This is a genomic window from Paenibacillus sp. FSL M7-1455 (assembly GCF_038004655.1).
Classification (GTDB): Bacteria; Bacillota; Bacilli; order Paenibacillales; family Paenibacillaceae; genus Paenibacillus_AQ; species Paenibacillus_AQ cookii.
This window is the reverse complement of the sequence record NZ_JBBORO010000001.1, coordinates 5,495,464-5,518,956: the sequence shown is the minus strand read 5'-3', so window position 1 is coordinate 5,518,956 and position 23,493 is coordinate 5,495,464. Positions and strand designations below refer to the sequence as shown.

The window sequence follows — 23,493 nt, the reverse complement described above, 5'->3', positions numbered from 1 at the left end:
CAAGCGAATTCGGGTAAAGTCCGATATAATAGGGTAATAGATCGTGTATAAATCGTGCATTAACCGTGTATTACATAGAACTTCCGGATAAGGAGCATATAGATGAGAATTCGTAAGGCCATCATTCCCGCGGCTGGGCTGGGGACGCGTTTTCTTCCGGCGACCAAAGCGATGCCCAAAGAAATGCTGCCGATCGTCGATAAACCTACCATCCAATATATCATTGAAGAAGCCGTTGCTTCCGGGATTGAGGATATCATCATCGTTACCGGTAAAGGCAAGCGGGCCATCGAGGACCATTTCGACTATTCATTCGAGCTCGAACATAATTTGACGGCAAAAAGGAAATGGGATCTCCTGAATGAAGTCCGAAAGTCCTCCGAAATGGCAGACATCCACTACATTCGGCAAAAGGAGCCCAAGGGCCTGGGCCACGCGATCTGGTGCGCACGCAAATTCATTGGCGATGAGCCTTTTGCCGTTCTGCTCGGGGACGATATCGTAGAGTCCGACATTCCTTGCTTAAAACAGATGATGGATATTTACAATGAACCTCAATCCTCCATCGTCGGCGTGCAGCCCGTGGAATGGTCCGAGGTTTCCCGCTACGGCGTTGTGGATGCAACGAGGGTGAATGATCGGGTATACCGGGCAAACGCCCTGGTAGAGAAGCCACAGCCTTCCGAGGCGCCTTCCAATTTGGCCATCATGGGAAGATATATTCTGACGCCCCAAATTTTTACGATCCTCGAAGAACAGCCTGTTGGTGTTAATGGCGAAATCCAATTAACGGACGCGCTCTCGAAACTGAGCGAAACCGAATCGATTTTTGCCTACCATTTTGATGGCTTACGGCATGACGTCGGCGAGAAGTTCGGATTCATCAAAACGACGATTCACTATGCGCTGCAGCATGAGGAGCTGAAAGAGGATTTGCTGGAGTTTATTAGGGAGGTTATGGAGAGGGAGCGGAAGTATTCGGTTTAGTCAGATAGGCAAACGTAGGAAAATTTATATTGTCCAGTATGCCCTTCAACCTGTTAGTAAGACCCCGAACTGTATTGCGTTATATACGCCTGCTTGGACTTGGATTATTCTCATAAAAAGAGCAGCTCACTATTGAATGATATGCTCCCATCATAGTAGACAGTAGAAAAAATAAAAACTTCTACTACTACAACGATGGGAGTATTTCTATGTCTAGAAGAAGTTCAACTTCAATTGAAACGAAACTGCATGCCATACAGCGATGCCTGGATCACAGGTCAAATCCAAACTATGAAGCGAGACAACTAGGGGTTAGTTCCCACACAGTTAGAGAGTGGATAAGAAAATACAGAGCAGATGGTTTGGATGGATTGGGGGAATCGAGAACATGGAAAACGTATTCAAGGGAATTGAAAATTGCTGCTGTTCAGGATGTGTTATCTGGACATTGCTCCCTTGAAGAGGCGACAAGGAAGCATCGTATTTCCAGCAACAGTGTGTTGCGGAAATGGATTAACAAGTATACTAAGGAGATAGAATTAAAACCTACTCTTAAAGGAAGAGGACTATCTCAAATGAACAAAGGACGTAAAACAACTTACGAGGAACGTATTGAAATTGCGCAATATACAATCGCTAATGGTTTGGATTATCAGAAAGCCATCGAAAAGTACGGTGTATCTTATCAGCAAGTGTATGCCTGGGTTCGGAAGTATCAAGCAGGCAGTGAAGATGCTCTTAAGGACAATCGCGGTCGAAAGAAGCCTGTAGAGGAACTGGATGAGCATGAACGTCTCAAGCTGCGGATCAAGGAATTAGAAGCTCGAAACGAATACCTGGAGATGGAGAATGCCTTCGCAAAAAAGTTGGCGGAGATCAAGCGACGAAATACACGCTAACCCTTGTTCGACAAGTAAACTTGTATCAAGCGATTCAAGAACTGAACAAAGAAAAAGGTTACGCAATTAAGAAGTTGTGTGCGTTAGCAGGGGTTGCTCGATCTGCCTATTACAAGTGGTTAGGTTGGACGCCATCTACCAAGGAACTTGAAATTCAAGTGCTAGCCAAAGAAGTAAAGCTTCGTTATGACAAGCGAAACGGAATACTTGGCTACCGCCAAATGCGTACTCAATTAAACCGAAAGCTCAAAAAGCAGTACAACAAAAAGCGCTATTACCGAATTATGCGTGCGCTTGGCCTCAAAGCAGTCATTCGTAAGAAACGACCAAGCTATATGAAAGCCCCAGAGACCCATGTCGTTGAAAATGTAATGAACCGTAACTTTGAGGCCCAGTCTCCAAATACAAAGTGGTGTACAGATGTGACAGAACTGAAGTATGGAAATGGCCGCAAAGCCTATTTAAGCGCCATTATCGATGTATATGATAACTCCATTGTTTCATGGGTATTAAGCCATTCCAACAACACTAAACTCGTGGTGGATACGCTGAAGCAGGCTTATGAGAAGAATCCCGGTGTAACCCCACTCCTACACAGCGACAGAGGTTTCCAGTACACGTCCCACGAGTATAATCGGCTCCAACTAAAGTATGGATTTATGAAAAGCATGTCTCGTGTGAGCCGATGCTTGGACAACCAACCTATTGAGCGCTTTTGGGGTACTTATAAATCGGAAAGTTATTATCTTACAAAGCATGATACCTATGAAGACGTCCTGAAAGATGTTAGCAATTATATTCGCTATTACAATAACCATCGCTATACAGAACGTTTAGAGGGTCTGTCACCCAACGAATACAGGCGAGTTGCATAAGGAAGATCCCTCAGTTCCGTTAAACAAACTGAGGGATCTAGATAAACTATTTTTGTTTTTTTACACTGTCCACTTGACAGGGGGCACTTCAGAAGTGAACTGCTCTTTTTCGATCATAATTAGGGCTTGCTGAACGATTCTTTAACCGAAACTCATGGCTAGGCGACTGCGAGATAGCAGCGTAAAAATGAGGCAAAAAAGAACGCGGAGCCTGCGCTCCAGGTTCATCACCAGAAGTTGCAGCGTAATCACGGATTCACTTGTCTTTGCGAGGCGTGCTCGAATACAGCCAAGCCCGTACTTGCGCTTGCCTTCTCCGAACTTGCCTTCGATTGCGTTTCGTTCTCCGGTATCCTGTTTGGCCACTTGCCTATCTTCGCTTGTCGGGCCGTTTTTCGGCTTGCGTCCCAGTGCCGGTCCGCTGAGCCGAATCCCATGCTGTTTGCAGAATCTCCGGTTTTCGCGTGTGCGGTAGATCTGATCCGCTTGGACGACAGCCGGATAGAATCCCATGCGGCTGCGATACTTCTCGATCACGTCCATGAGCGTCGTGCTCTCGTTGAAGTTATCCCAAGATAGCCGATCAAGGAACGCGTAGCCCTTCGTCATGCTTACCGCGATCTTGGCTCCGAACTCGACGCGCGCCTTGGCTTTCCCGCGCACGATCGGCCTGACATGCGGCTGATGAATGCTGACGACCCGGTCTTCCATCTGGTGGGAACGCTCGTTGTACATGTGAAGCTGCTGACGGTACAGTTCGTGAATCACCAGCAGGTCGCGATAGGCTTTGCGGCCAAGTAGCGTGAGCGGTTGCGACTTGGCTTGCTCGGCGATGATGGAGAGGTTCCGTCCAACGTAACCGAGTTGCCTCCTGATCGCTTTGCGAATCACTTTCGGCCCCGGTCTGCGTTGCTTGGAAACGGCCAGAAACTGTTTGCGCGCTTTTTCCCGGTACGTGCGCGGTTTCGCCATTTGTCCGATGACCGGCTCATGCAGCGTATCGATGATCGCTTCGAGCTTCTCCCGCGCTTCATTCAACAGATTCAGATCGGTCGGATACGCCACATCCGCCGGCGCACAGGTGGCATCCACCAGCACGGTCCCTTGATTCGGCTGCTCAGGGGCTTCCCATTCTGCGGTCGATTTCGGATGCGCTTCGCAAACAAGTTTATTCGTTTCAGGAACCTCTGACTCTGTAGCCATCGACTCCACGGGAGACGCTGCTTCTGACGATGCGACTTGCGATTGTGCAAACATGGTTTGCTGCTCGACTTCTTCATCAGAGGCGCGCTTCTTCGAGCGCTTCCCTTGGCCTTTACCGCCGCCGGTCGCGTCGTTGCTGTCATCATCATCTTTCGTTTCCTTCGCACCTTCGGTGGCGACGATCTCATTCAACTCTGCCAGCACGTCCGTCAGACGCTTGCGGAAATGCGTCATCATGGAGTGATGGAACGGTGGCTTCATGACGAATCCAGGCAGACCAATGAAGTATTGCATGTAAGGATTTTCGCTGATCGACTCCAACGTTTCTCTGTCGGTCAGTTGCATTCGCTCCTGAATGATGAGCGCACCGAGCCCCATCCGAAGACTGATCGTTTGCTGGCCGCGAAAGGTGTCTTTGAAAAATTGACCGTATGTTTTCTCAGCCTCCGCCCACGGCACCAACCGCGCCAACTGGACCCAGCGATTGTCCTCGTCCAGCTTTCCGCCAAAGGGCAGAAAGAAATCGCCGGGCAGGATCAATTGATTATCGAGGTGCGCGGTCGGCTTAAACATCTTCGTCACTCCATCTGCAAAGGTTTTAGGTGGTTTTCAAACATTTCCTTTGCATATGATTTCGACAAATGGGCCTTAGAATCCTTGTTGTTATGCGGTTTTTGTTGTTTTTTTAAGTGTTCAGCAAGCCCTAATTAAAAATTGATTTGCACTAATTTTTCAATCGACTCTTTTTCTGTCGGATCGGCTTTAACGAGTTGGTCATACACAGCCTGGTCGTTCGAACCTTGCTTCATCAATGCCGCTATATACCAATGGGCAATTTCGCGGTTTGTCGGATCGCTGAAATCCTGAGCGATACCCATTTTTAACGTCTCAGCAGCTTTATCCAGTTGGTTGGTCATGTAGTACATTTTTCCGGCGTCAAGGATCATAACCGGCGAGTTGGAGAACGGACGTCCAGCCATTTGCCCTTTGGGCAATGTAGCCAGATGCTTGAGACCGGCTTGAACCTTTTCAAAGGCTGCAATCCCCGCTTTAAAGTACTTCTCTTTCGCAGCAGTATCGCCTTGGCCAAGCGCCGTATAACCCAGCTCATAACCTTGCGTAATCATTTTTTCATACCATTCGATATCCCAGTTGAATTTCGGTGCGTTTGCAACCAGCGTTTCAAAGGCTTTATCATTTTCATTTTTCAGCTGGTAGTTGGTAATGAGGCGGTTGATCATGCTTTTGTTATAAGGTTCTTTTTTGAGCGCGTCCGTCAGGAGAGAATTCGCCGCATTGTAAAAATCGTCGTTTTGGGTCTGTTTATACACCGATTGATACAGCGAAGACATCAACAGTACGGAATCCGGATGAGTGTGGCGAATCTTCAAGTCTTTATCCAAGGCGGCTTTGATTTCCTCATAAGAGGTGCTCGTTTGCGCTATTTTTCGGGCTTCCAGACCGGCATTGCTTGCCTGCACAAAGCGAACCGAAGTAATCAGCACGACGATTCCGCAAATGCCGACTACCAAACTATAAATCCATCCTGCGCCCTCTGTTTTCCAGGCAATCTTCTTCAAAGGTTTGCTGTCCATGGCAGCGGCCATGCCTCCAAGACCAATGAACACCAGCATCCCGATAAATACGTAACTCATGTTAAAGTCTAGAATACTGTGAATAAGAATGGACAAAGTCAGTATGAGGTACAGAAAATATGAATCTTTTCTTTCAGCATCCGATTGGATATATCCGCGAATATATTTATAGAAAATAAACAGGACAAATGCCATGAAAATAACGAAACCGACAATCCCTACTTCCAACAAGTACTGAACGAAGAAGTTATGCGCCTGACGGCTTGTGTACGGGTTATTCTGATACTTCTCGTACAATGCAGCCCAAGCGCCGCCGCCGGCACCGAGAACCGGGTAATCTTTCACGACCTTCATGCCGTCTTTATAGAACGTAATCCGCTCCAGCACGCTGTGCTGATTGAAGTTAATGTTCTCAAGTCGCGTGCTGACGTTTTCCGGCAAAATATTGCGTACGCTGGTTCCGATAAGCAAAAAGGCTACAACGCCAACCACGATCACCGATCCGACCGGAATCCACAGATTGGCAAGCTTTTTGGCTGAAGCCTTGGCCAAGCCCTGCTCCATTTTAGGTGCAAGAAATGCTTGAATGGCCCAGCCGATCACTGCCACCACAACGGATGTTATTAAGAGGAATGCCCATGCTTTGGCTGCTCCGCCAGCCTCGAATTTTTGGTTCAGTTGAAGTCCCAGATCGGTAACCTCTTTGGAGATGGCGAGGGAAGCTATGCCAGCGATTGCACAATATACGACCCAAAGAATTTGCTTCGCCGGCTTCAGGAATAGCAGTAAAAGAACAAATACGACTGGCAGCATAACCAGACCGCCGCGGGAAAGCGTGAGCAATATCGACACGATAATCGGTACCAGCATAAATCCGTGAATGGCTTGCCCGTACCATTTTTTCGAGCGAATCAGACAGAATACGGCAGCAAACAAAAATGCCATGAGGAATGCCGCATATGTATTGGCATACTGGAAGACGGAGGTCAGACGCAACCCGTTGGAGTCCGTCATCACCGCATCCGTATATTTTCCGTTCAGCACACCATTCGAAAACCAGACGATAAGCGTTCCTGCAAATTTTCCATGACCGAACCAGTTTAGAAAACCGAACCATACAATAATATACGCGACCGTCATGATCGTCGTTTGAATGATCTTATTGGCTCTCTGGTCCTGGAGCAGATAGATGCTAATAATGAACATGATGGCATACAGACATTCGACAAGCACCATATTCATCGCCAAATAATGCGAAGCGGCCCCAAAATACGACAATAGATATGTAATAGGCAGCAATAGTACTGCTAAGGGGAGCCAGTCTCGCTGCTCATTAAGTTTAAAGCTCTTGTAATAGTTGGCGATCCATAGGAACAGCAATACTGAACCGAAGGCAATTGCCCAAAATAAGGGCTTTTCGAACTCTAACATCTGACCATTAAAAAGCGCTACTTGAAAGGGAGTCCAAAATAAATATGCTATCATGGCAACAATTAACACCCAAAGAAGCGCAGGCTTTTTCTCGACGTTACTCGACCTTTTAGCCTGTTTACCGTATACTGGATTAGACAAAGTTTCCATTCTCCTTTTTGTGAAGATACGACAATATTTTAACATAAAATAAACTAAGGAGAACATTATTTTAGACTAGACATATCAATGAGGTGGAATATAGTGATTAGGAAGCTAGTTATTTCCTATAGAAGCAATCAGTATTTAGTAAAAAACATGTTAATTCGTGATATCAAACAAAGATACGTCGGCTCTATGTTTGGGTTGTTTTGGTTCTTTTTTCAGCCAATCATGACTGTTTTGATCTATACATTTGTTTTTTCTTTTGTTTTAAAAGCAAAACTAGGCCCTGAATTTGGTGGAATGAATTTTTCTATTTGGCTGATATCTGGCTTAGTTCCTTGGATGTTTTTTAATGAGGTATTGGTTAGGGGGACTAATTCCCTCTTAGATAACTCGTCTTTGATAAAGAAAACAATAGTTGATACTCGTTGGATTATTCTCTCAAACACATTGTCGAGTCTGTTTTCGTTCCTAGTATTTTTAGTTATTGTTTTTATTTTACTTGGAGTTTTCGGTATAGCATTAAGTTTAAAAGTAATTCTGCTACCATGCTATATCCTAATGATGGGGATCTTCGCATTTGGTCTTGCACTTAGTTTATCTGCTTTAAATGTATATCTAAGAGATATTGCCCAATTTGTTTCAATTTTTTTAAACATTTGGTTTTATCTCACACCGATCGTGTATCCTATATCAATTATTCCCGAGAAATATAGATTCTTTCTTGAAATTAACCCTGTATACCACTTCATTAGTGGTTTTCGATTTGCTTTATTATCTACAAATGAACCAATGAATATTTCAAGTTTTCTATATGTTGCATTTTTTTCAATACTAACTCTAGTTATGGGATTGAAAATATTTAATAGACTAAAGGATGGTTTCGCTGATGTTCTTTAAATTGGTAAAAAACAGCAGATTACAACTGTGCCTAGTTTTGGTACTCGGTTTTATCTTTAGGCTCTTTCATTTTATAAGTACACCGATTCCATTAAATGCAAGTGATTTAATTAGGTATTATCCAGACGAAAATGTATATTACAACATGTCTGAACTGATAAAAACAAAAGGCTTATTTGGAGCATTTATTAGTGAACAATCCTTATGGACAGCACCACTTAACTCTTTTTATATTTATCTTTTATCAGGTGTTACTAGTCAACCAATTTTATTTATAAGACTAGTGAACATAGTCATCTCAGTATTGACAATATTTATAGTTTACAAAATTGGCGTAAAAACCTTTAATGTCAGAGTTGGTGTTTTTGCTGCCTTTTTTGTTGCTATTTACTATCCTATTATCGAGATTTCACCTACTTTACTAACTGAACCATTATATATGTTTCTTTTATTTCTAGGTATATATTACTTACTTAAAGAGAGGGACTCGCAAAGCATAAAACAGCTAATACTATCCGCACTATTATTGGGATTGTCCACATTAACTAGATCAATGTTATTGATAGCTCCATTATTTATTTGTCTAACTTTTTATGATAATAGACTCGGAAAAAAGATTTTTGTGAAAAAAAGCTTAATTTATCTATTTGTTTTTTTTATAGTAATTTCACCAGTGATTACCAAAAACTACTTGCTGTTTAACAAGTTAAGTATAAGCAATGGCAGTGGGGCCGCACTTTATTTAGGATCTCGGCCTGACACCGAGGGGGACGAGCCGCCTTATAGAGGGAAGGATTATCAAACCCTTGAAATCACCACCCCCTATACTCATCTTGAAAGTGAGGGGGATACTAGACTGCAAAAAGTCGCCATGAATAATATCCGCAACAATTTTATGGAGTACATCTATTGGGATGTGAAAAAAGTAGGAAGATTATTGGTGGGGAATCAGTATTATTGGTTTTTTCCTTATGGAGACCTAATCGGTTTTTCTAAATCAGAAGGACTGACAGCTACATTTTTTAAGGTGTTTAATATGCTTCTGGCAATAGTAGTAGCAGTATTTGGTCTTTTTAATTTGATTAAATTAGTTCTGAAAAAGAATTTAACCCACCCATTAATTTTACTTATAATGTACCATATTGTATTCTCATTGCCTTTCTTGGTAAATCCTCGATATGGTTTACCTGTTGTATGTTTGTTAAGTGTGTTTATGGCAGCGTATTTTTTGAATCGGAATAAGGAGAGACTATGAGCATAAAGAGAAAAAGTTTTTTTTACCTCATCGTATTAGTCCTTATTATCTTAGTCTGGAATACAGGAATAGCGGGTACGATAAAGGACTTGGTTAAGAGAGAAACGGTAAGTTATCAATATATTAAACCGCAACTAAAGGATTTTGAAATAGTTAATGTCATAGATGCCAATTTTAATAACGGTAAGTTATCCGCTGAAGGGCAAAATAATGATCCATCTATGATTCTTAACTTTCCAGGGACACAAATCTTTATAAATAAAGTTAGCTTCATTATTAAAGCAGAACACTCGACAGTATCTCAGTTATTTTTTCAAACTATAGAAGACAATGGATTTAACGAAATTCATTCTATAAGAGTTCCGATAAAAGAAGGAGAAAATAATCTTAACATTAAGCTTCCATTAAAGTATGCTATTACACCAATTCAAGCTATCAGAATTGATCCAGTAGAAGATAATCAAAAATTCACTCTGTCTAATGTTGTAATAAATTAATCTTTGATAATTAGGAGATTTTCATGTTAGATAAAATTTATAGAGTGCTTAAGAGATTCAATAAAAGAGCGAACATTGGACATCCCGATGATGCTGAAACTTATAATAAATGGTTAGCAAATAAAACAACTGCGATCCAAGAAAAAAAAATTCAATATCGACCATTAATTTCAGTAATTATGCCTGTTTATAATGTTTCAATAGAATGGTTGGAAAAAGCCATTAATTCAGTTGAAAAACAAAGTTATACTAATTGGGAGTTATGTATCGTTGATGATGCCTCTACTAATAAAAAAATACAAGATTACTTATTAAGCAAAAAAAGTGAGAAAATAAAGGTTGTTTTATTAGAAAAAAATGCTCATATATCAGAAGCTTCTAATGCTGCTTTAAAACAAGCAGAGGGTGAATTCATTGCTTTATTAGATCACGACGATGAACTAACTGAAGACGCTTTATACGAGGTTGTGAAATTACTTAATAGAGACCCGAAACTTGACTTGATTTACTCAGATGAAGATAAAAAATTGCTTGATGGAAGAAGAATTTATCCGGCTTTTAAAGGCGGATGGAATCCAGAAATGATATTTTCTTTTATGTATATAGGTCACCTTGGAGTATACAGAAAAGAAATTGTCGATTTAATTGGAGGTTTTCGAAAAGGATTTGAAGGGGCTCAGGATTATGATCTCTTATTGCGATTCACTGAAAGAACAAATCGGATCGCTCATATTCCTAGGATACTTTACCATTGGAGAATGATACCGGGTTCAACGGCTGTTGAAGTAGACAGTAAAGGTTATGCATATGATCGTGGACGATTAGCAGTTCTGCAATCATTACAACGAAGAAACTTGCCATGCATACATGTGGATGAGGATCCTAATATCAGAGGTAACTACATTCCTATATTCAAGGTCAACAACTCCTCTAGAATTTTTTTGGCTGTGTTTTTTAATGGTGATAACAATGATAGCTTGCAAAAAAAAATCAGGAAATTAGAAAAAACAATTACTTATACTAATTATCAGATGGTCATTTTTACTAGCCATGAGAGTTTAGCCCAAAACAATTCAGATGTTGTATTAATTAATGATAACAACATTTTACAATGTGTACTATCAGAAGCAGTGAAATGCCGGGCTTCTTTAATAACTATTTTAGATTTGGATTTAAGTCCTATCACCGAAAAGTGGTTAGAAAAAATGATTCCTTATGCCAACCGCCATGATATTGCAGGTGTGTGCGGGCAGGTGGTTTCTGAGAATAATAAAATAGTATACAGTGGTGGTTACTATTGTTTTACAGGTAAGAACTTATCAATTATGTATGCCGACTATGGTGATGAACATGATGCAACTGGATATTTAGGAAGAGTAAGAAGAATTCAAAATACTAGTATTTGGTTTGATAAAAGTCTTATGATCAAAACGGAACTTCTTGCTGAATATTTAAAAAGTGAAAGTGAAGAATATAGTATGAGAGACTTTTTATTCTACGTACTGTATAAGGGAAAATTCAATATATATCATCCTTTTATTAAATTTATATCAACCAATCATTATAGTAGTGCATGTACTTATATAGATGCCCCTTTTGTTGAAAAGTGGAAAGGAAGAATACCTAAAACAGACCAATTCATTAATCCAAATATAACGTACCGAGATGGAAAGATTACACTTAATGATTAAAGGGGAATTTTTATGCATACTTTAGATGCAAAGCGATATTACGATGTAATCATACCTATTTATAATGCTTATGATGAGTTAGTAGCTTGTGTAGAGTCAATAATTAAAAATACAACAGATTATGAGAATTATAGATTAATATTGATAGATGACTGCAGTCCTGACCAAAGAGTTCGTGATTATATCGGCTTTTTAAATGATAAATATGATCATGTTCATGCGTTATATAATGAAAGTAATATGGGCTTCGTTTCAACTGTAAATAGAGGCATGAAATACTCTAATAATGACGTAATTCTTCTTAACAGTGATACTGAAGTTACTCCTAGATGGTTATCGAAATTAGATCAGTGCGCTTACTCTTCTCATAGAATAGCTACAGTAACCCCATTTACAAACAACGGAACAATTTGTTCGGTACCTTTGTTTGGACAAGATAATGATATACCTGAGGGTTATTCAGTAAGTAGTTTTTCCGAATTTATCGAGAAGATATCCTTTAAAGAATATCCCATTATACCTACAGCAGTTGGATTTTGCATGTTAATAAAAAGAAGCATTATCAAGGAAATAGGATTATTTGACGACGTGAACTTTAATATGGGTTATGGGGAAGAAAATGATTTTTGTTGTCGGGTCATTGAACATGGATATATTAATGTATTGGCTGATGACGTCTTTATTTATCATAAAGGATCAATGTCGTTTAAAGCTGAAAAGGCGGAACTTATTACCAAAAATTCAGAAGTACTTAGAAAAAAATATCCTTATTATTTTGATCGAGTAGATCAATTTTTAAAAGCTAATGATGTGTTCAGATTAGTTGATAATATTCAACGACGAATGAAAACGAATCCTACAAAGAAAAATAGAATATTATATGTTACACATAATACTATCGATGAAGATTGGCTCTTTAAAAGAGGAGGGACAGAGTATCATGTTGCGGATTTATCTCAGTCTTTAAACAGCCAATATGATATTTATACACTTACAACTAACGGTAGAAGAGTGTTGTTAAAAGAGTTCTGCAATGGCTCGGTCTTGAATTATAATTTTTATTTGAAAAATCCTATAGAGACCCATACTTTTTATTCAGATGAATATCGTATTTTGTTTGAAAAAATAGTAAATAGTTTTGAAATAAATATTGTACATGTACATCATTTTCAAAGACATACCTTTGACTTATTAGATGTGTGTGTGAAGTATGATATTCCAGTGCTTTTTACAGCCCATGACTACCATCTTATATGCCCCTCAATTCTATTAATGGATGAAAAAGGAGACTATTGTTTTAATAAGAAGAATGAAGTAATATGTCAAAATTGTCTTCACTTTAAGATGGGTTACGGTACAAATTTTCGTGAAACATGGAAACAACATGTTGAACAAAATCTAAAAAAAATGAGTTTGATTATTTTCCCTTCAAAATCAGTATATGAATTTTTCAGCAAAGAATATGATCTTATATCGAACGATATAAAATATACAATTATTGAGCATGGGATTGAAAAGTATAACGGAACTAAGTCTCATGCTTTACCGGAGGATTCATTCAATATAGCTTTTGTGGGTAACTTTGCAAAACATAAAGGCAGCAATATTATTGCGGACGTCATTAATAAAACTAATTCTTCACTTGGTATTAACTATTTTTTATTCGGTGAAATACATGATCCTATAATAAATGAGCTGAAAAAGGGAAATTTATATAAAATGGGACAGTATAACCGTTCCAATATAACTGAGTTGCTAAACCAAGCAAATATTCATTTAGTTTGTTTGCTTTCGGTAGTACCGGAAACATTTTCATTTACATTATCAGAAGCTTGGTCAGCAGGAATTCCAGTACTAGTTAATGATAGGGGCGCATTAGGCTCAAGAGTCGAAGAAGAAATAAATGGTTGGAAAGTCCAAAATTTGAATTCAAATGAGTTAATACAAGTCATTACAAATATAATTAGTGATAAAAACAATTATAAGATAGTTAAAGATAATGTAATGAAAATGCAGGTTAATGAGATAAGCCGCATGAGTTATGAATATGATATGCTCTATAAAAAACATATTAACAATAATTCTTATACGTATAATAAGAACCGTATTCGGTTTTCTAATTTTGAAATTTATGAAAGTATTAACAAAAATAACAGTGCGAATCAACATCTAGAGCGAGAGCTTCAATTAAGAGAGCATGAGCTGCAATTGATTTATAATACCTTAGGATGGAGATTTATAAATTATGTAAAGAGAAATGAATTTGTTTCAAAATTAGCCAAAAGGGCTTTGTTATTTTTGTTGAAATTGAAAAATAGGTAAGGTGTTTTTATATGAGCTATGCAGTAGAACTTACAAATGTAAGTAAAATATTCAAGACGTATAGTAAGCCTCTAGATAGAATGAAAGAGCTCTTTTTTGATGGGGGGAAATTTTACGAAGAGTATCATGCATTGAATGATGTAAGCCTGAAGATACCAAATGGAGTAACTATAGGACTCGTAGGACAAAATGGAAGTGGAAAAAGCACTCTTTTGCAAGTGATTTGTGGAATTCTCAAACCCAATGTAGGAGAAGTAAAAGTAAACGGAAGAATCTCTGCATTGTTAGAGTTAGGAGCAGGATTTAATCCTGAGTTTACAGGTATAGAGAATGTTTATATGAATGGTGCTATCCAAGGTTTTACTAAGGAAGAGATGGACCAGCGTTTACCACTAATTCAGGAATTTGCTGAAATAGGGGAGTTCATTAATAAACCGGTAAAAACCTACTCCTCGGGTATGTTTGTCAGATTGGCTTTTGCAGCCGCAATTAACATTGACCCTGATATATTGATAGTAGATGAGGCTCTTGCCGTTGGTGATCTCTATTTTCAATTAAAATGTATTGAAAAAATCAGAAGTTTTAAAGAAAGTGGTAAAACTATTATTTATGTAACACATGATACGTACTCAGTTAAAAATATTTGTGATTATGCTGTATGGTTAGATCACGGGAAAATTATACAGCAGGGGGACCCGCTTCATGTTGTATCCGAGTTTGAAGATTTCATGAAGAAGAAAAGTGATCTTGACATTTCTGATATAGATAATAAAGATTCTATAAATAGGGAAACCGAAGATATTCAAGTTGAACAACCACTTATTATACTTAAGGCTAGCTTTTTTGAGTATAAAGGCCATAAGAAAAAGCAACAGTTTGAAGTATTAGAACCCATGACTATAGAAGTTGAATATGAGCTTCTGAAAGAAATAAGAGATATTGTAGCAGGGGTTGCAATATATACCCCAGCGGGTGCTTATATTTGTGGTTTAAATACCAAGTTAGATGGGTATAAAATATCCTCGTGTATGGGGATAAACAAACTGAGAATACATTATGATAATTTAAGACTTCTTCCAGGCACATATCATATACATGTCGGTTTTTTTGAAAAAGAGGCAATTGGGAGATTAGACTATAAATCAAATATTTCATCTTTTAATGTAGTTAGTAGTTCATACAAGGGTGAAGGGTTATTTTTACTTGATCATACTTGGGAGGGGTAAAGGATGTTCAAATATGGTTACGATGTGAATCAAAATTCGAACAACTCGGCTTCTCATGTTATTGAGCTTATAAAGTCAGGTTCAAAGGTATTAGAGTTCGGATGTGCTACTGGTTATATGTCAAAAATATTAGTAGAAGAGAAAAATTGTACAGTTATTGGTATTGAAATAGATGAGTGGGCAGCAGAACAAGCAAGACGCTATTGTAGCGAAGTTATCGTAGGCGATATTGAGAACTTAGATCTTTTGAACCTCTTTCCTAGTGAAGATTTTGACTATATAGTATTTGCAGATGTTTTGGAACATTTAAAAAGGCCAGAACTTGTATTGGAGAAATGTAAGTATTTAATAAAGTCAGATGGACAAGTTTTAGCTTCTATTCCAAACATAGCTCATATGTCAATTGTCCTTAATTTGATTAATGGAGTTTTCGAATATCAAAAAATAGGGTTACTCGATAACACGCATTTGAAATTCTTCACAAAGGAAACAGCTCTGGAGCTCTTTGAGAAAAGTGGTTTCTTGCCTAAAGTAGTTTCTAGAGTTACGATTCTACCACAAAATACCGAATTTTCTTCAGTATTGCATAAATATCCGGAGAATCTAATAAATTTTATCAATACAACTAACAAGGAGTCTAACACCTATCAATTTATTATTAAAGCGGTGTTACTAAATGAAGAAAACCGTTTTAAAAATATCTATGATACTTTAGAAAGTGTAAAAAAAGAGAAAATTGACTTGCAGAGAGAAGTAAATCAATTAAAGGAATCATTGGTTCTGCAACAACAATACTCTACAGATCTTGAAAAAATAATAGAAAAAAAGGATAAGCAATTTCAAGAATTAGAGAGTCATATAGATTATATGAAAAATGAAAATGATAATAATAATCGTCAATTTGAACAAGAGATGACTAAGATAAAGAACTTATACAGCCAATTAGAAGAAAGTTATAAACAACAAAAAGCAATGTTTGATAACTTAAATATAGAGTTGGAAAACAAAAAAATAGAGTGCAATAATAAACAAAGGAAAATAAGGGATTTAGAGGAGGAAATTGAATCGCTCTTACCTGAAGTAGAAGTAGTTAAAAAAATACGTAATTCAAAGATTCTTAGCAAATATCTTGAATGGAAAAGTTGATATGAAAAATATATTAATCATTTCCCCTACCCCTATTGGAAAAAGGATGGCTGGCCCATCAATCAGATATTGGGAGATTTCATGCCAGTTAGCAAAAAAAAATCAAGTTGTTCTTCTGGCTCCTAAATATATAGAACTTTATAACCAGAATTTAACGACGGATACATTGAATTTTAGAAATATTGTTAAATATGGGAAAAAGGCCGATGTAATTATACTACAAGGCATGACTTTATGGAAATATCCTGTAATTAAATATCTTAAAAAATTAATTGCTGTAGATCTCTATGACCCTTTTCATTTGGAAAATTTGGAAGTGTACAAAGATAATAGTATGAAAAGCGGGATTCTTTATAAAACAACCCTAATCATGTTGAGCGAACAATTAAAAATTGGGGATTATTTTTTTTGTGCCTCTGAAAAACAGGTGGATTACTGGTTAGGAATGCTTACCTCTGTAGGGCGAATTAATGTTAAAAGGTATCATCAAATTCAGGGTAAAATTGATAACTTAATCGGAATTGTCCCTTTTGGCATTCCAGAAGAAGAACCAGTAAGATCAGAGACCCCAATTAGTCAAAAACATCCTGAAATTAAGGAAGACGATGTTTTAATAGTTTGGGGTGGAGGAATCTGGGATTGGTTAGATCCTGAGACTTTACTAAAAGCAGTTAGACTATTAAAAAATAAAATAAGTAATATTAAATGTATTTTTATCGGAGTAAAGCCTCCTAACGGAAGAGAACCTAGCAAGCTTAAGTTATTAAAGCAGATGGCAAGGGATTTGGATTTAGAAGGAACCGTCATATTTAATGAATGGGTTGAATACGAAAAAAGAAGTCATTATTTACTTGAAGCAAGTGTTGGTGTCTCGCTTCATGAAAACCATTTGGAAACTAGGTTTTCTTATAGAACTAGAATTTTAGATTATATTTGGTGTAATCTTCCAATTGTTGCATCTGAAGGTGATGTGTTCTCGCAAATAGTAAAAGAACATGGTCTAGGTATTACAGTACCTACTAATGATGCCCAAGCAGTAGCAGAAGCTATAGAAAAGTTAATTTTAAGAAAACCACAGAATTATAATAAATCTAGATATTATTGGTCTAATGCCGTTAAAGATTTAGAACTATTTATTAAGTCAGCTAATCATCCTCACATGAAGGTGAATTTATTGAATGAGATTAAATGGTTCTTTTGGAGAGGAATTTATTATTCTGTAAGGATTATGGAGAGAATTGTAAAAACATCAACTTCTGGTATATAACTTTTAATATTATGCGTATATGGACTTTTCCGGGACCCAAGAATGATAGTCTTTGGATATCTCACGATTAAAGAGAATCAGAACTGTAAAAAATTTCTTGTTGGAATTTATTATTTATATAGTAAGGAAAGTGACCTATGAAGATATTAGTTATTATTCCAGCGTATAATGAGGAAGAAAATTTAGGTTTATTATTAGAAAGTATAAAAAATTATGACTATGTTGATGTATTAGTAATAAACGACTGCTCCACGGACAAAACAGTTGATGTGTGTAAAAGGCATTCTGTTAAGTTTATTGATTTGCCGAATAATTTGGGGATTGGAGGAGCAGTTCAAACTGGTTATCAGTATGCAGAAATGAATGACTATGACATAGCTATACAAGTAGATGGGGATGGTCAACACAAACCTGAATTTATTCCTCATTTAATTAAACCCATAATTGAACAAAGGGCTGACATGGTAATAGGTTCAAGATATCTAAACAAAGAGGGGTTTCAATCCAGCAAAATTAGAAGAGTCGGTATACGGCATTTTAGTAGACTCATAAAGATATTGCTGAAAAGGAAAGTTACTGACCCTACTTCTGGATTCAGAGCATGTAATAAATCAGTAATTTGTTTTTTTTCGAAGAATTATCCTGCAGATTATCCAGAACCAGAAACAATAGTTACTCTACTACGGAATAAATTAAATGTGGTAGAGATTCCTGTTGTTATGAATAGTAGAGAGTATGGTACTTCGTCAATTAGTAAATTTAAGTCAATCTATTATATGGTTAAAGTATCATTAGCTATTCTTATAGATTTCTTCAGGGAAGATAATAAGGAGATTGCATAGAAATGATTTCAACGAATTTGCAATATCTGTTAATAATACTGACTTTGGGACTAATAATAATTTTGCTTAACAATATTCGTAAATATAAGCTTGAACTTAGATATACATTGTTATGGATCGTACTGAGTTCAGTATCCTTATTGCTGACTGTTTTCCCTAATTTGTTGTTTGTGCTTTCGAAAAGTATCTATATAGAAACTCCTGTTAATGCACTTTACCTAGTATCTTTTATAGTTGTATATATTATTCTTTACAACATGACAGTATTGGTCTCAAGACTTTCAAATCAAAATAAAAAATTGACCCAAGAAATTGGACTATTAAAAAATAAATTGAATCAAGTCATGGAAGAAAACATTAAAAAAGCAGGAAATATCAAATGATAAAAAAATTGATCATAAATCATTTTGGGGAAAGGGATATTGTTAATTTTTTTAAGTATGGCATTGTAGGTATAATAGGTACTGCAATTCACACTGGAGTATTAGCCTTTGCCGTAGAACAGCTTAGTTTCTCGCCATTATTTGGAACAATTCTTGGTTTTGTTTTTTCTCTAATCACCTCATACTTTTTAAATTTAAGTTGGACATTTAAACTTAAAACAAAAAGTAAAAATAGTTTTGTTAAATATGCTATAGTGTGTTCATTAGGTCTAATAATAAATGTACTGATTATGTTTGTTATCGTTAATTTATTTGAACTTTGGTACCTTATTGGACAATTAGTTTCAATACTAGTTGTGCCATTGTTCAACTTTGTTTTATCCCAAATTTGGGTTTTTACTAAATCAGATGTTGACTTATCATAGGAGGTTACAAATGAAAGGCATAATTCTAGCAGGTGGGACAGGTTCACGCCTATATCCACTAACTAAAGTCACAAATAAACACTTGCTCCCAGTCGGTAAATACCCAATGATATTTCATTCTGTACATCGACTTAAACAGGCAGAAATTACTGACATCCTTATCGTCACCGGTAAAGACCATATGGGCGATGTCGTCAATCTCCTCGGAAGTGGAAGGGAGATGGGCGTAACCTTTACATATAAGGTGCAAGACGAAGCGGGGGGAATTGCTCAGGCGCTTGGTCTTGCAGAACATTTCGTCGGCGAGGATCAAATGGTCGTTATTCTTGGGGATAACGTTTTTGAGGACGATCTATCTCCGTTTGTTCAAAACTTCCGTCAGCAACAATATGGCGCGAAAATTTTAATACAAGAAGTTCAAGATCCGAAACGGTTCGGAGTGCCGGAAATTGACGGGGATCGTATCGTGTCGATTGAGGAAAAGCCTACCAATCCAAAATCCAACTACGCTGTCACAGGAATTTATATGTTCGATCATCACGTGTTTGAAATTATTAAAACCCTAAAACCTTCCGCTCGAGGCGAATTAGAGATCACGGATGTAAATAATGCATATATTGAACGTAACCAGCTCTCATTCGACATCCTAAAAGGATGGTGGACCGATGCAGGTACGCACCCATCCCTGGCGAGGGCAAACGAACTAGCAAAGGACCTTACTTTTAGCGAAGAGTTTGGAAAACTGAAAATATAGAGAGTATGGAGGGAATCCATCATGAAAGTCACTCCTTTACACCTGCAAGGCGCATGCCTGATTGAACCGGTTGTCCATGGAGATAACCGGGGTTTTTTTATGGAGAGTTACAACGAAGCCGTCTTGGAAAAGCAGGGCGTCAAATTTAACTTCATCCAAGACAATCAATCCCTTTCGGCTGAACCGGGCGTGATTCGCGGACTACATTACCAACTGAATCCTAAAGCCCAAACTAAGCTGATCCGCGTCCTCACCGGCGCAATTTACGACGTCATCGTTGACGTTCGCAAAAGCTCGCCTACCTTCGGTCAATGGGTGGGGGTTATTCTGAGTGAACATAATCACCGTCAGCTGCTTGTGCCTAAAGGCTTCGCGCACGGATTTTGCACGCTTGTACCGAACACCCAAGTGTTGTACAAGGTAGACGAATATTATTCCCCGGAGAATGACCGCGGCATATTGTGGAATGACCCGGCATTGGGAATCGACTGGCCGACATCGAGGCCCATTCTATCGGACAAAGACCAGCGCCATCCGCTTCTGAAGGATGCAGAACTGAATTTTGATTAGGAGGCCGCTTTTTACATGAAACTTCTCGTTACCGGCGGAGCCGGATTTATTGGCAGTAATTTCGTTTTATATATGCTCCAGCAGCATCCGGAGTATCAGATCATTAATGTGGACTCGCTAACGTATGCGGGCAATTTGGAAAACCTGAAATCGATTGAAAATCATCCGAACTATACGTTCTCTAAAACTGATATTACCGACGCTAAAGCAATTGACGCCTTGTTCCAGCAAGGTATTGACGTTGTGGTCAACTTTGCTGCCGAATCGCATGTGGACCGCAGCATTTTGGATCCGGAAGTGTTTGTGAAGACTAACGTTTTGGGGACGCAGGTCCTTTTGGACGCAGCCAAAAAATACGGCGTGACGAAATACGTTCAAGTATCTACGGACGAGGTGTATGGTACGTTAGGGGAAACCGGCCTATTTACGGAGGAAACGCCGCTAACGCCAAACAGTCCTTATTCTGCGAGCAAAGCGGGCGGGGATCTTCTTGTACGTGCCTACCACGAGACTTTTGGTCTACCGGTGAACATCACCCGCTGCTCTAATAACTACGGACCGTATCAATTTCCGGAAAAGCTGATTCCGCTGATGATATCCCGCGCTTTGAACGACCAGGCGCTTCCGATTTACGGAGACGGGCTTAACATTCGCGATTGGCTGTATGTGGAAGACCACTGCAGCGCCATTGACCTGGTTATTCATAAGGGTCGTGTCGGCGAGGTATACAACATTGGAGGCAATAACGAGCGGACGAACCTCCATATCGTAAAAACCATTTTGGCGGAGCTGAATAAACCGGAGTCGCTGATTACCTATGTACAGGATCGTCCCGGGCATGACCGCCGTTACGGCATCGATCCGACGAAGATTACGCAGGAGCTTGGATGGAAGCCGAAGCATAACTTCGAAACAGGCATCAAGGAAACGATTCAATGGTATTTGAACAACAAAGAATGGTGGACCCGGATTCAATCTGGTGAGTACCAAGACTATTACGCTAAACAATACGGCGAACGGCTGGGCGATTCCGTATGAGAGTCTTAGTTACCGGAGCCTCAGGACAATTAGGCAAGGATGTAGTCGCTTTTTTTCAACAAAAAGGGCACGAAGTCATGGGGTGCAGCCGCTCTGAATTGGACATTACGAGTTTGGAGCAATGCCAGCAAGTGATGGGCGAATTCCAGCCGGATTCAATCATCCATTGTGCCGCTTATACCGCGGTGGATGCCGCCGAGACGGATGTTGACGGAGCCTACAAGGTAAATGCAGTGGGCACAAGAAACGTAGCTGTTGCAGCCGAAAAAGTTGGCGCAAAGCTGGTCTACATCAGTACGGATTACGTGTTTAACGGGCGTTCCGCAGCCCCTTACCAGGAATATGACAATACGGATCCGCAAAGCGTGTATGGCAAATCGAAAAGAGCCGGCGAAATACTTGCGCAAAGCTTATCTTCAAGATATTTCATTGTCCGCACATCCTGGGTCTACGGGCTGCACGGGAACAATTTTGTGAAAACGATGCTTCGCCTGGGTCAGGAGAAACCCCAGCTGCAAGTCGTTCATGACCAAAAAGGTTCTCCTACCTACACGGTTGATCTGGCCCGTTTTCTGGAGGAATTGGTTCACACCGAAAAATACGGCATCTACCATGCATCGAATAGCGGAGATTGCACTTGGTTTGAATTTACCCAAGCAATATTTGAGGAAGCTCGGAAACTTGGCTTTAAAATTACGGCGCAGGTTGAGCCATGTACCACCGAGCAGTTTCCGCGCCCGGCTCCAAGACCGGCCAACTCCGTCATGGATCACTTGTCGATTCGTACGAATGGCTTAATGGATCTTAGACCATGGCGGGAAGGTTTAAGGGATTTTTTAAATCAGTTAAAAGAAGCGAATAACCTGCAATAAGTTTAAAGTGTAAAATAATCTCTCGCCAATACGCATTTGGTTGAGAGATTATTTGCTATAATAGAACCAAAATAAAGATTGGAAACCATATGTTATGATCAAAAAAGTTAGCGTACATATAGTTACTTTTAATAGCGAGGAAGACATTCAGGAGTGCCTGAATGCTGTTATAGCCCAAACATATCCGGTTCAGCAAATCGTTGTTGTCGATAATCATTCTTCGGATCGGACGTTAGAGAAGGTCTTTTCAATGGAGGCAGCTTTACAGGACAAACTGATAGTTATCCCCAATGAGGAAAACACCGGTTTTGCACCGGGCCATAACCAGGCAATCGCCGCAACGGATAGCGAATACGTGCTTGTGTTAAACCCGGACGTAACGCTAGATCCACGGTATATAGAAATTCTTGTCGACTATCTTGAATTGCATCCAGAGGTTGGCAGCGCCACCGGAAAACTATTGCTTAAATCCAACCCGGAAGTTGTCGATAGTACCGGTCTTGTTATGAATAAAGCTTGCAGAGCTTTTGATCGCGGGGCAGGGGAATCAGCTTCCTTATGGAGCGAATCCGGTTTGGTTTTTGGAGTTTCGGGGGCAGCGGCGTTTTATTCAAGGAAAATGATCGAAGATATCAGCATCGACGGCGAATTTTTCGACAGCGATTTTTTTGCCTACAAGGAAGATGTCGACGTGGCTTGGAGGGCGCAGATTTTAGGCTGGAAATCATTCTACCATTCGGAAGCGATCGGCTATCATGCAAGAGGCTGGAAAAAAGGAAGCCGCCATCGGCAGCCCCTATTTATTCGGAGGTCTTCATATATTAACCGTTATAAAATGATGTACAAAAACGGGAATCGGCGACGTTGGTTTCAGTGCTTGTTTCATTTGATTCCTTACGAGGTGGCTAGTAATGCATATTTTATTTTGAGGGAACCCAAGGTTTTGGGAGCATGGAAGTCTTTTGGAAGGGAATTTAAACGTTTAAAAAGTAAGCGGAAAGCGATTGTAGCGAAAATAGATTCCCGGTAACCTTTTGAACCTAGTTTCCCCTCTCATTTCTTCCATATTCCCCCTGCCAACGCTGCCGCGATATGCTATAATGATGTCGATAGATAGAACGAACGATAACGTATTTTGTCATATGGTCAATCTTACCCGATAAAAATTTGT

The 23,493-nt window shown here is 39.1% G+C and carries 21 protein-coding genes; 19 read left to right on the top strand and 2 right to left on the bottom strand.

Annotated elements, in window-relative coordinates; genetic code table 11:
* The first annotated feature begins 102 nt into the window (after positions 1–102).
* The 3 genes from galU to NYE48_RS25325 all read left to right on the top strand — a co-directional run bounded on the left by galU (position 103) and on the right by NYE48_RS25325 (position 2,761).
* Positions 103–987, top strand: a complete 885-nt coding sequence (gene galU / locus NYE48_RS25335; protein WP_341000325.1) for a UTP--glucose-1-phosphate uridylyltransferase GalU — start codon at positions 103–105, stop codon at positions 985–987.
* A gap of 209 nt (positions 988–1,196) precedes the next feature.
* Entirely contained in the window at positions 1,197–1,886 is a 690-nt protein-coding gene (locus NYE48_RS25330; protein WP_341000324.1) for a helix-turn-helix domain-containing protein, read from the top strand.
* Between the two features lie 20 nt (positions 1,887–1,906).
* Entirely contained in the window at positions 1,907–2,761 is an 855-nt protein-coding gene (locus tag NYE48_RS25325) for an IS3 family transposase (protein WP_081872853.1), read from the top strand.
* A 141-nt stretch (positions 2,762–2,902) separates the two neighbouring features.
* Here NYE48_RS25325 and NYE48_RS25320 read toward each other — a convergent pair whose 3' ends face one another.
* On the bottom strand, positions 2,903–4,537 hold the full coding sequence (locus tag NYE48_RS25320) for an IS5-like element ISPaen2 family transposase (protein WP_009225464.1): 1,635 nt from the start codon (positions 4,535–4,537) through the stop codon (positions 2,903–2,905).
* Positions 4,538–4,671: 134 nt separating this feature from the next.
* On the bottom strand, positions 4,672–7,131 hold the full coding sequence (locus tag NYE48_RS25315; RefSeq protein WP_341000323.1) for an O-antigen ligase family protein: 2,460 nt from the start codon (positions 7,129–7,131) through the stop codon (positions 4,672–4,674).
* 102 nt (positions 7,132–7,233) lie between these two features.
* Here NYE48_RS25315 and NYE48_RS25310 point away from each other — a divergent pair, with 102 nt between their 5' ends.
* The 16 genes from NYE48_RS25310 (at position 7,234) to NYE48_RS25235 (ending at position 23,352) form a co-directional block, all read left to right on the top strand.
* On the top strand, positions 7,234–8,034 hold the full coding sequence (locus NYE48_RS25310) for an ABC transporter permease (protein ID WP_341000322.1): 801 nt from the start codon (positions 7,234–7,236) through the stop codon (positions 8,032–8,034).
* The gene (locus NYE48_RS25305; protein ID WP_341000321.1) at positions 8,024–9,289 is read left to right on the top strand and encodes an ArnT family glycosyltransferase; all 1,266 of its coding nucleotides are present in this window, start codon (positions 8,024–8,026) and stop codon (positions 9,287–9,289) included. The genes NYE48_RS25310 and NYE48_RS25305 overlap by 11 nt, the downstream gene beginning before the upstream one ends.
* Entirely contained in the window at positions 9,286–9,786 is a 501-nt protein-coding gene (locus NYE48_RS25300) for a hypothetical protein (protein ID WP_341000320.1), read from the top strand. Before NYE48_RS25305 ends, NYE48_RS25300 begins: the two co-directional genes overlap by 4 nt.
* Positions 9,787–9,809: 23 nt before the next feature.
* Positions 9,810–11,477, top strand: a complete 1,668-nt coding sequence (locus NYE48_RS25295; RefSeq protein WP_341000319.1) for a glycosyltransferase family 2 protein — start codon at positions 9,810–9,812, stop codon at positions 11,475–11,477.
* A 12-nt stretch (positions 11,478–11,489) separates the two neighbouring features.
* Positions 11,490–13,799 carry a glycosyltransferase gene (locus tag NYE48_RS25290; RefSeq protein WP_341000318.1) on the top strand — a complete coding sequence of 770 codons (2,310 nt, stop codon included), beginning with the start codon at positions 11,490–11,492 and terminating at the stop codon, positions 13,797–13,799.
* 11 nt (positions 13,800–13,810) lie between these two features.
* Complete coding sequence (locus NYE48_RS25285; protein WP_341000317.1) at positions 13,811–15,025, top strand: ABC transporter ATP-binding protein; 1,215 nt, start codon at positions 13,811–13,813, stop codon at positions 15,023–15,025.
* Positions 15,026–15,028: 3 nt separating this feature from the next.
* Entirely contained in the window at positions 15,029–16,171 is a 1,143-nt protein-coding gene (locus tag NYE48_RS25280) for a class I SAM-dependent methyltransferase (protein WP_341000316.1), read from the top strand.
* Between the two features lies 1 nt (position 16,172).
* Positions 16,173–17,438 (top strand): glycosyltransferase, encoded by a 1,266-nt coding sequence (locus NYE48_RS25275; protein ID WP_341000315.1) that lies wholly within the window; start codon positions 16,173–16,175, stop codon positions 17,436–17,438.
* 137 nt (positions 17,439–17,575) lie between these two features.
* Complete coding sequence (locus NYE48_RS25270; protein WP_341000314.1) at positions 17,576–18,280, top strand: glycosyltransferase family 2 protein; 705 nt, start codon at positions 17,576–17,578, stop codon at positions 18,278–18,280.
* Between the two features lie 2 nt (positions 18,281–18,282).
* The gene (locus NYE48_RS25265; protein ID WP_341000313.1) at positions 18,283–18,663 is read left to right on the top strand and encodes a DUF2304 domain-containing protein; all 381 of its coding nucleotides are present in this window, start codon (positions 18,283–18,285) and stop codon (positions 18,661–18,663) included.
* Positions 18,660–19,088 (top strand): GtrA family protein, encoded by a 429-nt coding sequence (locus NYE48_RS25260; RefSeq protein WP_341000312.1) that lies wholly within the window; start codon positions 18,660–18,662, stop codon positions 19,086–19,088. Before NYE48_RS25265 ends, NYE48_RS25260 begins: the two co-directional genes overlap by 4 nt.
* 10 nt (positions 19,089–19,098) lie before the next feature.
* Positions 19,099–19,842 carry a sugar phosphate nucleotidyltransferase gene (locus NYE48_RS25255; RefSeq protein ID WP_341000311.1) on the top strand — a complete coding sequence of 248 codons (744 nt, stop codon included), beginning with the start codon at positions 19,099–19,101 and terminating at the stop codon, positions 19,840–19,842.
* A 21-nt stretch (positions 19,843–19,863) separates the two neighbouring features.
* Positions 19,864–20,412 carry a dTDP-4-dehydrorhamnose 3,5-epimerase gene (rfbC, locus tag NYE48_RS25250; RefSeq protein WP_212952544.1) on the top strand — a complete coding sequence of 183 codons (549 nt, stop codon included), beginning with the start codon at positions 19,864–19,866 and terminating at the stop codon, positions 20,410–20,412.
* Between the two features lie 15 nt (positions 20,413–20,427).
* Complete coding sequence (rfbB, locus tag NYE48_RS25245; protein WP_341000310.1) at positions 20,428–21,450, top strand: dTDP-glucose 4,6-dehydratase; 1,023 nt, start codon at positions 20,428–20,430, stop codon at positions 21,448–21,450.
* A complete protein-coding gene (rfbD, locus tag NYE48_RS25240) occupies positions 21,447–22,322 on the top strand; it encodes a dTDP-4-dehydrorhamnose reductase (RefSeq protein ID WP_341000309.1) in 876 nt (291 codons plus the stop codon). The genes rfbB and rfbD overlap by 4 nt, the downstream gene beginning before the upstream one ends.
* Positions 22,323–22,416: 94 nt before the next feature.
* Positions 22,417–23,352 (top strand): glycosyltransferase family 2 protein, encoded by a 936-nt coding sequence (locus NYE48_RS25235; protein ID WP_341000308.1) that lies wholly within the window; start codon positions 22,417–22,419, stop codon positions 23,350–23,352.
* The last annotated feature ends 141 nt before the right edge of the window (positions 23,353–23,493 follow it).